Origin of the sequence: Bacillus yunxiaonensis (assembly GCF_037104695.1) — a bacterium.
GTDB lineage: Bacteria > Bacillota > Bacilli > Bacillales > Bacillaceae_G > Bacillus_A > Bacillus_A yunxiaonensis.
On the sequence record NZ_JBAWSV010000002.1, the window covers coordinates 602,446 to 614,126 of the forward strand.

Sequence of the window (11,681 nt, forward strand, 5' to 3'; positions counted from 1 at the left end):
ATGATCGCTCGAAGGAGCATGTGGCATCGAAAAGACGAATCTTACACGTAGCGTATTTTTTTGCTTAGATACTTTGTCTAGCGAAAAAAATACGAGAGTGGGGAAATTATGATTGCCCGAAGGATAATTTGGCAACGAAAAGACTCTTCTTACACGTAGCGTTTTGTTTAGGTTGTTTCATATTCGCTAAACAAAACATAAAAGAGAGCAGGATTGCTAAATGAAAAATTCTACTCTAAGTTTTGTTTAGTCTATTTCAGACCTAAACTAAAACGAAAGTAGGGAGAATTGATGGACGAGAGGATTATTCGTTATTTCTTCAGTGATATATAGCGTAGTTAGACGTATGTAAACTAACTGCTGCTATATAGGCGTAGTTAGTTTATGAAAAAACAAAAAACTACTAACTACGGAGAGAAGGAATAACGATGGAGAACATCCAAAGTCGACAAATTATTAAAGAAATTCTTATGGTTTTACTTGGTTCATTTATTTTGGCTATCGCACTATACCACATTCAGTTTCAGAATCACTTAACAGAAGGTGGATTTGTAGGAATCGCACTGTTTTTACAAAACTTTTTTGACATTTCACCGTCAATTTCAACTGTTTTAATGGATATTCCTGTTATTTTACTATGTGCTACATTTTTAGGCAGAAAAATGGTCGGTTATTCATTTGTTGGTTCTATTTCATTCGGAGTATTTTATTCTTTAATGGAAAACTATTCTCCATTCACGGTGGATTTATCAAATCATTTATTTGTAGCTGCAGTAATCGGCGGAGCGTTAGCTGGAGTTGGCCTTGGTTTTATTTTACGATTCGGTGGTGCAACAGGCGGAGACGATATTTTGACCATTGTATTAAGCAAAAAAACACGCTTTACAATTGGGCAAATTTTCTTCGTTTTTGACGCAATTGTCATTGCACTTTCATTATATTATTTAACATGGACTGAAATTGCTTTTACGATTCTTTCCCTTGCTGTGCAGGCAAAAGTACTAGATTTCATTTACTATCCAGCAAAGGCAAAGAAACCAGTCGCAATTCCATTATCAAAACAACATGCAACAAACTAAAAAGCGAAAGGCGGATGCCTTTCGCTTTTTATATTTTTTGGCGTAAATAACGCATTTGATAAAATCGATTCGCAAATTCTGTTATGCTCCGTGTTAACCGATAATTTGCCGTTGATCCAACCACAATCCCAAGTACTGGTACACCTTGAAACAACTTGCGGCGCAGTGAATAAATAATGAACGTTTTCAAAATTTGTTTTAGTAGTACTTGTACAGATGCTGGATTTAGTACTTCCTCTTCTCCCTCATAGAAGAATGGAGCCGCTTCTTCTTGTTCTAACTCTTGCAGTAAGTTGTACCAAGCATACTGCTGCAAATGCGCTGGCAATATGGCTGCATGGAATACTTTTAACGCTAGCATCATTTCATACGGTTTATTCACATCATGACCAAATGATGTGGCGATTAGCTGTACCGCTTTCACATTTAAAGCAACCAATACTGGTAAGTCTGCACTTAATAATAAAAAGCCACCAACTCCTGTTACTCCTCCTTGTACGAAAGAATATAAACGATGACGAGCTGTTTGCTGTTCTGCTATGTATGTTAATTGGTCAATCGATAATACTTTCATGTCCTCAACATGTTCAATGGAACCATCGAATAAACGCGCCGTTCCTAAAATACGTCCCCGTGCATCAAGTTGCGACTGTGAGCTTTGAATAAGTGCATGAAGATGAAAGAGCCATCCATCTGCTTTCGAAAAAAATTCATTTCGCTTTTTTTCCGGTAACTTAGAAAATGTACCGTTCAACCACTTATCAAACATTCTCTGAAAGTCCGTTGATTCTTGTTGCACTAATTGCTGTTCCCAGCTTTTCAAATCATATAAAATTCGTTCTTCTCGCTTTGACAGCATACAAACAACCCCTTGGATTATTTTTCTACATTGTAACATATTTGCTAGGAGAGAAAGAACGCCTGCTTTTTTCTGAAAAATATGTTAACTTTAAATGCCTCATAGTAAAAAATGGGAGGTATGTTATGCATCCACGTGCGAAAGCCTTAGGTATTATTGAATACAACAATTGTATTCTTGTTGAAGAATACAAAGGAAAACACGAAACTGGTGAGGGCTATTATTATAGACCACTTGGAGGAACTATTGAACTTGGAGAGCATTCCACGGAGACAATTATTCGGGAATTTCAAGAAGAACTTGGAGTCGCTGTGGAAATCGTTGCATATTTGGGCTGTTTAGAAAACATCTTTCAAATAGAAAATACAATTGGGCATGAACTAATTCAATTGTATTTCGTCTGCTTTTCAAACAAAGCGCTTTATAAAAAGGATCGATTCACAATAACAGAAGGACAGAACATCTCCTACGGTGTATGGGTTCCCATTGAAACATTTTTGCAAGTAGAAAAAACATTATACCCAAACGGATTAACCGAACTACTTTCAAAAAAATAATACAAAAAAAGACGGGAATTATCCCGTCTTTTCATCATATATTAACCAATATTTCCAAGACGTATTACGTCACGAGCAATCATAACTTCTTCGTCTGTTGGAATTACGATTACTTTTACTGGAGAGTGCGGGAAGCTAATGAATGCTTCTTCACCGCGGAAATTGTTGCGTTTCGCATCAAAGTATACACCCATGAACTCAAGGCCTTCTAATACACGCTCACGAATTAATGCACTGTTCTCACCAATACCAGCTGTAAAGATGATTGCATCTACACCTTTCATACGAGCTGCATAAGAACCGATATATTTATGAATACGGCCAATAAATATCTCTAGTGCTACTTCTGCACGATGGTTTCCTTCTTCTTCAGCTTGCTCAATATCACGTAAGTCACTTGAGAATCCAGAAAGACCTAACATACCACTTTTCTTGTTTAATACGTTAAGGACTTCGTCTACAGATTGTCCTGTTTTTTCCATAATGTATGGAATTAACGCAGGGTCAAGGTTACCAGAACGTGTACCCATTGTTACACCAGCAAGTGGTGTGAAGCCCATAGACGTATCGATTGATTTTCCGCCTTCAACAGCTGCGATACTTGCACCGTTACCTAAGTGACAAGAAAGTAAACGTAGGCTTTCAAGTGGACGACCTAATAATTCAGCTGCACGCTCTGTTACGTACTTATGAGAAGTACCGTGGAAACCGTATTTACGGATGCCGTATTTCTCATAGTATTCGTAAGGTAAGCTGTATAAGAAAGATTCTTCCGGCATTGTTTGGTGGAATGCTGTATCGAATACCGCTACTGCAGGTACGTTCGGAAGTACTTCTCGGAATGCTTTAATACCAACAGCGTTTGCTGGGTTATGAAGTGGTGCTAATTCACTTAAAGCTTCGATATCTGCTAATACTTTGTCGTCAATTAGAACAGAATCTGGGAATGTTTCACCGCCGTGTACAACACGGTGACCTGTACCGCTAATCTCATCAAGAGATTTAATAATACCTGTTTCAGTTAATTTATTTAGAAGCATATTAACTGCAACTGCATGATCTGGGATATTTGTTACTTCTGTTTGTTTCTCACCGTTCACAGTAATTGTAAATACGCTATCCTCTAAACCGATACGTTCTACTAAACCTTTTGTTAATACTGTTTCACTTGGCATTTCAAATAATTGGAATTTCAAGGAAGAGCTTCCTGCATTAATCGCGATGATTTTTGACATCTAGTCTTTCGCCCCTTTTTCTCTTGTTAGCCGTGTGGAATCTTTCCACAAACCGCTCAATTTTATGTCTTTAACTTTTGTCAGCCAACATAACCGTTTCACTGAAAAAAAATTTAAACTCACGATTTTAATTTAAACATCGTACGACATATATTTCAAGTGAAAAAATTGTAACACAAAGATTTTTTTTATATTACAGATTTGGTATTTTTCTATTGCCATCTTGTATACGTTACTAAATATTGTACACAAGATAAAACTGTATTATATATGCATACACCCCTGTTACACAGGAACAATGGTTATTTTTGCTCAGCGAACCAACCATTAATTTGATTCATGATGTTCTCCATCGCTTGCATATTAGAGAATTTTGGTAATTCTACTAATAATGCTTGTTTTGGCATTTGTATGGTTTGCCCTTTCTTTTGGAGAACAAATATACTTTTTGCATTTTTTTCATTTTTAAACATGGAAACAGGTAGCTGTAATAATCCTTGAACAAAACATGTTTCTTTAATAAAGGCATGAAGCTTTGGCGCTTGATCGCTTTCAAAAATGAAGTTTGGCACTAAGAAAAATAAATAACCGCCTTCTTTTGTATGCTTTACACTTTGTTCAATAAAAAGATGGTGAGCATAAGACATACCTTCATCTGCTTGTAAAGTATATTCACTTGCACCAATTTCATTTGGATAATAGCCGACTGGTAAATCGCACACAACTGCATCAACTGGATCAATATAAAGTGGAGCTAGTCCATCTTGATTAAAAAACTCAACTGCTTGTTTTTGTAAATTTGCATTGACTAAAGCAAGCTTAACAAGCAAATCATCTACATCTACCCCAAATCCATTCACATTTGTACCTTCTGGGCAACCATTAAAGATTGTCGTCAATAAATTTCCCGTTCCAACTGCAGGATCTAAAACAGTCATTTCCTTTTGATCCTTCATAAATTTATGGAACAAATAGCTCATAAACATACCAACTGCATCTGGCGTCATTTCATGATTTGCTTGTATGCCGTCTTTCATCCCTTTTAAGATGGCAAGTTGGAACGCCTTGCGAATCTCTTCGCCTTTATAGTTTTCTTCATTAAACTTGCTATATTCACGCTCTAGTCGTTCAATTGTTGGCTTTTCTAATCCTTCTTGTAAAATTGTTCCTTCAAATAAATTATCACCTGTCTCTACAAGCGCTTCTAAATAGGTTATGTCTAATTCTTTACGTAAAATTACGGCAGAAGAATCAAAGATAGAAAATAATGTTTCTACTGTTGAACTCACGAAAATTCCTCCTTAAAACTAAAATACACATAACTTATATCATACCACACTCTAAATCCTTTCCAAAAGAAAAAGCGATCCCTTTCACAAGAGATCGCTTTTTGCTCTTCACATTACTTTGCAGCTTTTGCTGCTTCTAATGCTGCTTCGTAATTTGGATGGCTTGTACCTTCGCTTACATATTCTACGTAAACAACTTTGTCGTTGCTATCTACTACGAATACCGCACGTGCAAGTAAACGAAGTTCTTTCATTACAACACCGTATGCTTCACCAAAAGAAAGGTCACGGTGATCAGAAAGTGTTACAACATTTTCTAAACCGTTAGCTGCACACCAGCGTTTTTGAGCGAATGGTAAGTCAACGCTAATTGTTAATACTTTTGCGTTTGCAATACCAGCTGCATCTTCGTTAAAACGACGAGTTTGTGCATCACATACACCTGTATCGATAGATGGTACAACACTAATTAATTTCACTGCACCTTTATATGTTTCTAAAGTTACTGGAGATAGATCATTTGCTAATACTTGAAAGTTAGGCGCTTGGTCACCTACTTTAACTTCTGTTCCAACTAAAGTGATTGGGTTTCCTTTAAACGTTACGTTTGCCATGTGAAAATCCTCCCTTTTCTAAAACAAAATATGTACAGTGTAAATGATAGATGTTCAGCAAACAGAATGCAAATGAATCGCTCTGTTTTATAAAAAAAGAAGCTAATCAATCGATTAGCTTCTTTTTTTATATTTCATACTCCGGCTGTTCATCTTTTTGTTTGTTCATCATTTCTTTCACTTTATCGACTGCTTGCGGTGCTAATTCCATTATCTTGTCAAGTATGTGCGTCTGTTTATCTAAGTGAAGTACTTTCACACCTTCACTATTTACAACAAGAAAAGCAATCGGATTAATGGAAGCTCCGCCGCCACTACCGCCGCCAAATGGATGATGATTATTGTTGTCAAGTTTTCCAAATTCACTACCGCCTGCCGCAAAGCCGAAACTTACTTTAGAAACCGTTAAGATAACACTTCCATCTGGTGATTGAATTGGATCACCGATAATAGTGTTTACATCAATCATATGATTTAAATGTTGCATCGCTGTTGTCATTAATCCTTGAATTGGATGTTCCACATAATCCCCCCTATGTTCATTGTTGCATAGCATTATCTGTAGCAATAACCCCTTGTTTTTTCAATAATATAAACAAGCGAATTGCTGTTTTCACTGCACGGTATATTCGAAATGAGGCTGTTAATTCACAATGTGATGCCACAGTTTTCCCTTGAAAAATTGGAGTAACTTCAAGCTGCGGTGTACCGATAATGTCCATATAATGTCCAGTAATTCCAACAATCATCCCTTTTACTGACCATACATAACCTGTTACAATCCCTGTGCTCGCTGCATCACCTGTTCCAATTTGCGAACGCCATCTCCAATTTTTGATTTTTACTCTTTGAAGAAAACCTTTAAACATAGTATGGATTTCTTGCATCCTTTTTATAATCTCAGCTATGCTGTCAAGCGTCGCTACAAACTTGTCCTCTGTTCCGCCTTCCTCCCCTGCTTTTTCAATTTTTTGACCTGTCTTCTTTTGTTGTTTTTCTATCCGCTCAAGCACATCAAACGTATAATGAAGCATCCATATTTTCACTTGAAATAAACATTGTTTTTCTGTTTCTGTATATAACAAACTGATTTTCAGCGATAATTTCGATAACAAAATAAGCAAGACGAACAAAATAAGTATTCCAATTCCAATCGCAAGCCACTTCATCGTACCATCCTTTCATTCCGTATCCATTATCGACACAATATGAAAAGAATAAACGAAATTGAAAATATAGATTTTTCTAAAAATAGGAGGATTTTTGATATTTTTTATCGAAATATAGTATTTGAACATATTATTTACTGCATGGAGGGATACAAAATGGCAGATCGTCGCAATTTATTTTTCTTTTACGGTGATGATAAAACAGCGCTTGTCGAAAAAATGAAACCAGTATACGACATTTTAGAAGAACATGGATTTACAATATTAGACCATCCAAAACACGCAAATGCTATCGTTAGTGTTGGCGACGACAGTACATTCTTGCAAGCTGTCAGAAAAACAGGATTTCGTGAAGATTGTTTATACGCAGGGGTTTCGACAACAGATGATATTTCCTTTTACTGTGACTTCCACATTGACCATGTCGATAGCGCCCTTCAAGAAATCACAAAAAATGAAATTGAAGTAAGAAGATATCCAACAATTCAAGTAACAGTTGATCATGATACATCTTTTTATTGCCTAAATGAATTTTCACTGCGCTCTAGCGTTATTAAAACATTTGTGCTAGATGTGTATGTTGATGACTTATACTTTGAAACATTCAGAGGCGATGGATTAGTCGTTTCTACACCAACAGGAAGCACAGCATATAATAAATCACTACACGGAGCTGTTGTGGATCCATTAATCCCATGTTTCCAAGTGAGTGAACTCGCTTCGTTAAATAACAATACATACCGTACACTTGGTTCTCCATTTATCTTAAACAATGATCGTACATTAACACTAAAATTAGCTCCAAGCGGCAACGACTATCCTGTCATGGGCATGGATAACGAAGCATTAAGTATTAAACAAGTCGAAAAAGCAGTTGTTCGTTTAAGCGATAAGCAAATTAAAACAGTAAAACTGAAAAATAATTCGTTCTGGGAAAAAGTACAAAGAACGTTTTTATAAAAAATAAAGGCGGCATATGCCGCCTCTATTTTTTATATACAATTTCACCATCGACAACTGTCATCACAACGTCTATCTCTTTTATTTCCTCTTCCTGAATGTCAAATATATCTCTGTCTAGCACAGTAAAATCGGCTTCATACCCTGCAGCAATTTTCCCGCGGCCTTCTTCTTTTCCAATCGCATATGCGCTTCCTGTTGTGAATAGCGAAACAGCTTCAAATACCGTTAACTTTTCTTCTGGTATGTAACAGTTTCCATCCACAAAGCTTTTTCTTGTTGCGGCGCTGTATATCCCTAAAAGCGGGTTCACCTGCTCGATTGGTGCATCCGAACCACCCGCGCAGTGTAAGCCAGCATGAAGGAGCGTTTTCCATGCATATGCGTAGCGAAGGCGATGCTCCCCTAGTTTTTCAATAACAGATGGAAAGTCGGAGGAAACGAAGACAGGTTGAAGATCTAAAATTGCAGGAAGCTTCTTCATACGATCGATTAACTCTTCGCGTACAAGTTGACAGTGAATAATGCGATCACGCTGCCCTTCTTTTGGTGGATACATTTCGAGCGCATCTATCACATATTCAAGTGATAAATCACCAATCGTATGAATCGCAACAGGCATATGGAAATCTCTCGCTTGTTTTACAAGTAGCGCAAGTTCATCGCGTGAAAAGATGGCAACTCCATTTGTTTCCTTTGCGTCTTCATATGGTTCACTAAGCAGCGCTGTCCGTCCGCCAAAGGAACCATCTGAAAAGATTTTCATTGCTCCAAACTCAATATAATGTGTACTCTCATAACGCTCCCGTTCATGTGCCACCTCATGATGAACTAGAAGGTGTGCTTTAAACGGCATATCTCGAATCACTTCTGCAAAGGCATTGTATGTTTTTTGAAAACCACCGTAATAGTTTAAGTCTTCTGTATGTCCACCAACTAATCCGTATTTCCAACAATCTTGAACGGCTGTTTTCAGTGCGTTGGTTACATACGCTGCATCAATTTCTGGTTGAATATGAGCAATTAAATCCTGCGCTTGTTCATACAATAAACCGGTAAATTCACCAGTTTTATCACGCCCAATTTTCCCGCCTTTCGGATCTTCTACCCCTTGCACAATCTCTGCTTTCTCAAGAACATAAGAATTTACCCAAGTCACATGACGACAGACGCGTTTCAATAAAATAGGATGATGAAGTGACAAAACATCTAAATCACGTTTATGTATGTCTTTTCGATCTGTAAAATTATTTTCATTCCAGCCCTCTCCAATAATCCATTCTCCTTGTTTAGCTGTTTTTATTCGCTCAGCAACAAGATGCAGCACTTCTTGATAGGATGTACATGTCGATAAATCTAAGCGAAGCAATCGTTCTCCATGTCCAATAAGATGCATATGACTATCGACAAGACCAGGGAGCATTGTTTTGCCTTCTACATCAAATAACTGCTTCGGACGATAACGAGCTTCTAACTCTTCTTTCGTTCCAACGGCAATAATCTTACCATTTTCTACGTAAATAGCTTCTACAGTCGTTCCTTCTTCTTCCATCGTATAAATCTTTCCGCCATACCAAAGTTCTCCCATTTTTTATCCCCCTTTGCTTCTTACTTTTTAGTGTACGAAATTGTCAACAAGAAAAAAAGCAGACAGATTTCTCTGCCTACGATTCTTTCGTACTTACAATTCTTCTTTACTCCGCTATTAACGGGCAGTAAGACCCCACCTTAAAATTCGGAGAAAACCGAAAAGGGGGAACTGCCCGTAAAAGCCCAAGCGAGCAGGCTTTCCATCAGCGGAACCACTGACGGAAGTTTCACTTTACCTCGAAGCTAATTCCATTTCACGTTTTCGCAATTCTACGCGGCGAATTTTACCGGAAATTGTTTTTGGCAATTCTTTCACAAATTCAATTTTACGCGGGTATTTGTAAGGTGCTGTTAATTCTTTTACATGATCTTGCAGAAGTGGAATTAGCGCACTGTCTTGCTCATCGACATTTTCTTTTAACACAATAAAGGCTTTTACGACATTCCCTCTTATTTCGTCTGGACTTGCCACAACAGCACATTCTCTTACGTATGGATGCTTCACAAGTGCATCTTCCACTTCAAACGGCCCAATTGTATAACCAGAACTAATAATAATATCGTCGCCTCGCCCTTCAAACCAGAAGTAGCCATCTTCATCCTTTTTCGCCTGATCACCTGTAATATAATAATCACCGCGAAATTGCATAGTTGTACGTTCCGGGTCTTTATAGTACTGCTTAAATAATGCCGGTGTTTTGATGTGCACCGCAATATCTCCTACTTCTCCCGGAAGAACTGGTTTGCCATCTTCATCAACAATGTCAACTTGATTACCTGGTGTTGGTTTCCCCATCGAACCAGGCTTTGTTTCCATTCCTTTTAATACACCAACAAGTAATGTATTTTCTGTTTGGCCATAACCATCGCGAACCGTTACATGAAAATAATTTCGGAATGTATCAATAACCTCTCTGTTCAATGGCTCTCCCGCTGAAACAGCACTATGCAGGGAAGACAAGTCATATTGCTGCAAGTTTTCTATTTTTGCCATTAAACGATATTCAGTCGGCGTACAGCACAATACATTTACTTTATTATCACTTAATAATTGTAAATATGTTGCCGGGTCAAATTTCCCGTGATACACAAATCCCGTTGCACCTGAACCAAGTGTTGCAAGAAAAGGACTCCAAACCCACTTTTGCCATCCTGGACTTGCTGTTGCCCACACAACATCATTTTCTTCGATTGCTAACCAATTTGCAGCGCTCGTACGAAGGTGAGCATACGCCCAAGCATGTGTATGTACAACACCTTTTGGATTGCCTGTCGTGCCAGATGTATAGGATAAAAAGACCATATCATCACAGTTTGTCTTTGCCACTTCTAGTATGTCACTCTCTGTTTCAAGCGCTTCCCTTATATTGTTCCAACCGTCTAGCGGTTCTTCACTTAATACAAATTTACAAAGTGAATTCATCGCTTCGATTCCGTCGAATTGTCTAACATACGGCTCATAACTTACAATCGCTTTTACTTCTCCATGGGCAATGCGGTATTCAATATCTTTTTTACGTAGCATTTCTGAACTTGGAATGACAACAAATCCCGCTTTAATTGCGGCAATATACGTCATATATGTTTCAATAAGACGAGGCATCATAATGAGAAGCTTGTCCCCTTGTTGCAGACCACTTTTTATAAAAGCGTTTCCAATTTTGTTCGCCCCTTGTAACAATTCCCCATATGTCACTTTCTTTTTATTGCCTTGATCATCTTGCCAAATAAGCGCAAGTTTATTTGGTTGTTTTGCATAACGCTCCATCTCTTCTACTAAGTTATACGTTGGCGGTGCTAATAATTCTTCACGGCTCACATGTCTCATACTCTTCCCCCTTTACAATATACGACTTCCTTTTAATAATAAAGAATTTTCTGTCAATAATAAAGAGTTTTTTGTCTATAGTAAAGAATTTTCTGTCAATTTAAAACTATCTTCTTTTGACAAATCGGTTTATATTTTGACTAGTTGGCTACAATAGTAGATGTTTTCTCTTATTTTTTGACAGAAAACAACAACAAAAAGAAAGAGCGGGGAATCCCGCTCTCTCTAAGCCATTATATATGGTTATTATCTTTGGAAACCGCCTAATTGTTGTTCAGCCATTGAAACTAGACGTTTTGTAATTTCGCCACCAACAGATCCGTTAGCACGAGATGTTGAATCTGGCCCAAGTTGTACACCAAACTCTTGAGCGATTTCATATTTCATTTGATCTAAAGCAGCTTGCGCACCAGCAACTGCTAATTGATTTGTGTTTGCCATATGGTATCACCTCCTTGTGAGTATAGAGTGTGATAAATCATATGGCTTCATACATATCTT

The 11,681-nt window shown here is 37.6% G+C and carries 12 protein-coding genes; 3 read left to right on the forward strand and 9 right to left on the reverse strand.

The annotated features are described in order from the left end of the window. Positions 1-428: 428 nt before the first annotated feature. On the forward strand, positions 429-1,079 hold the full coding sequence (locus tag WAX78_RS09175) for a YitT family protein (protein WP_336481957.1): 651 nt from the start codon (positions 429-431) through the stop codon (positions 1,077-1,079). 28 nt (positions 1,080-1,107) lie between these two features. Here the strand turns inward: WAX78_RS09175 and WAX78_RS09180 are convergent, their stop codons facing one another. Further along, positions 1,108-1,938, reverse strand: a complete 831-nt coding sequence (locus WAX78_RS09180; protein WP_336481958.1) for an EcsC family protein — start codon at positions 1,936-1,938, stop codon at positions 1,108-1,110. Between the two features lie 125 nt (positions 1,939-2,063). On the opposite strand from WAX78_RS09180, the gene WAX78_RS09185 reads away from it, so the two are divergent. Beyond that, positions 2,064-2,495, forward strand: a complete 432-nt coding sequence (locus WAX78_RS09185) for an NUDIX hydrolase (protein ID WP_336481959.1) — start codon at positions 2,064-2,066, stop codon at positions 2,493-2,495. 41 nt (positions 2,496-2,536) lie between these two features. On the opposite strand, the gene WAX78_RS09190 is transcribed toward WAX78_RS09185, so the two are convergent. From WAX78_RS09190 to WAX78_RS09210, 5 genes are all read right to left on the reverse strand, one after another. After that, positions 2,537-3,730, reverse strand: a complete 1,194-nt coding sequence (locus tag WAX78_RS09190) for an acetate kinase (protein WP_336481960.1) — start codon at positions 3,728-3,730, stop codon at positions 2,537-2,539. 302 nt (positions 3,731-4,032) lie between these two features. Next, on the reverse strand, positions 4,033-5,019 hold the full coding sequence (locus WAX78_RS09195) for a class I SAM-dependent methyltransferase (RefSeq protein WP_336481961.1): 987 nt from the start codon (positions 5,017-5,019) through the stop codon (positions 4,033-4,035). A gap of 113 nt (positions 5,020-5,132) precedes the next feature. Further along, the gene (gene tpx / locus WAX78_RS09200) at positions 5,133-5,633 is read right to left on the reverse strand and encodes a thiol peroxidase (RefSeq protein ID WP_336481962.1); all 501 of its coding nucleotides are present in this window, start codon (positions 5,631-5,633) and stop codon (positions 5,133-5,135) included. Positions 5,634-5,760: 127 nt separating this feature from the next. Beyond that, positions 5,761-6,156: a GerW family sporulation protein gene (gene ytfJ, locus WAX78_RS09205; RefSeq protein ID WP_336481963.1), complete on the reverse strand. Its 396-nt coding sequence runs from the start codon at positions 6,154-6,156 to the stop codon at positions 5,761-5,763. A gap of 16 nt (positions 6,157-6,172) precedes the next feature. Next, entirely contained in the window at positions 6,173-6,802 is a 630-nt protein-coding gene (locus tag WAX78_RS09210; protein WP_336481964.1) for a DUF2953 domain-containing protein, read from the reverse strand. Between the two features lie 156 nt (positions 6,803-6,958). On the opposite strand from WAX78_RS09210, the gene WAX78_RS09215 reads away from it, so the two are divergent. Beyond that, positions 6,959-7,762 carry an NAD kinase gene (locus WAX78_RS09215; RefSeq protein ID WP_336481965.1) on the forward strand — a complete coding sequence of 268 codons (804 nt, stop codon included), beginning with the start codon at positions 6,959-6,961 and terminating at the stop codon, positions 7,760-7,762. A 25-nt stretch (positions 7,763-7,787) separates the two neighbouring features. Here WAX78_RS09215 and WAX78_RS09220 read toward each other — a convergent pair whose 3' ends face one another. The 3 genes from WAX78_RS09220 to WAX78_RS09230 all read right to left on the reverse strand — a co-directional run bounded on the left by WAX78_RS09220 (position 7,788) and on the right by WAX78_RS09230 (position 11,621). Continuing rightward, positions 7,788-9,350, reverse strand: a complete 1,563-nt coding sequence (locus WAX78_RS09220; protein WP_336481966.1) for an amidohydrolase — start codon at positions 9,348-9,350, stop codon at positions 7,788-7,790. Positions 9,351-9,584: 234 nt separating this feature from the next. Next, positions 9,585-11,171, reverse strand: coding sequence for an acyl-CoA synthetase MbcS (mbcS, locus tag WAX78_RS09225; RefSeq protein WP_336482023.1), 1,587 nt, complete (start codon positions 11,169-11,171; stop codon positions 9,585-9,587). 255 nt (positions 11,172-11,426) lie between these two features. Beyond that, positions 11,427-11,621 carry an alpha/beta-type small acid-soluble spore protein gene (locus WAX78_RS09230; protein WP_336481967.1) on the reverse strand — a complete coding sequence of 65 codons (195 nt, stop codon included), beginning with the start codon at positions 11,619-11,621 and terminating at the stop codon, positions 11,427-11,429. Positions 11,622-11,681 lie beyond the last annotated feature (60 nt).

Bases quoted from the DNA above. Each gene is read 5' to 3' on its own strand.
- WAX78_RS09175 (WP_336481957.1), top strand. From the start codon at position 429: ATGGAGAACATCCAAAGTCGACAAATTATTAAAGAAATTCTTATGGTT.
- WAX78_RS09180 (WP_336481958.1), bottom strand. From the start codon at position 1,938: ATGCTGTCAAAGCGAGAAGAACGAATTTTATATGATTTGAAAAGCTGG.
- WAX78_RS09185 (WP_336481959.1), top strand. From the start codon at position 2,064: ATGCATCCACGTGCGAAAGCCTTAGGTATTATTGAATACAACAATTGT.
- WAX78_RS09190 (WP_336481960.1), bottom strand. From the start codon at position 3,730: ATGTCAAAAATCATCGCGATTAATGCAGGAAGCTCTTCCTTGAAATTC.
- tpx (WP_336481962.1), bottom strand. From the start codon at position 5,633: ATGGCAAACGTAACGTTTAAAGGAAACCCAATCACTTTAGTTGGAACA.
- WAX78_RS09210 (WP_336481964.1), bottom strand. From the start codon at position 6,802: ATGAAGTGGCTTGCGATTGGAATTGGAATACTTATTTTGTTCGTCTTG.
- WAX78_RS09215 (WP_336481965.1), top strand. From the start codon at position 6,959: ATGGCAGATCGTCGCAATTTATTTTTCTTTTACGGTGATGATAAAACA.
- WAX78_RS09220 (WP_336481966.1), bottom strand. From the start codon at position 9,350: ATGGGAGAACTTTGGTATGGCGGAAAGATTTATACGATGGAAGAAGAA.
- WAX78_RS09230 (WP_336481967.1), bottom strand. From the start codon at position 11,621: ATGGCAAACACAAATCAATTAGCAGTTGCTGGTGCGCAAGCTGCTTTA.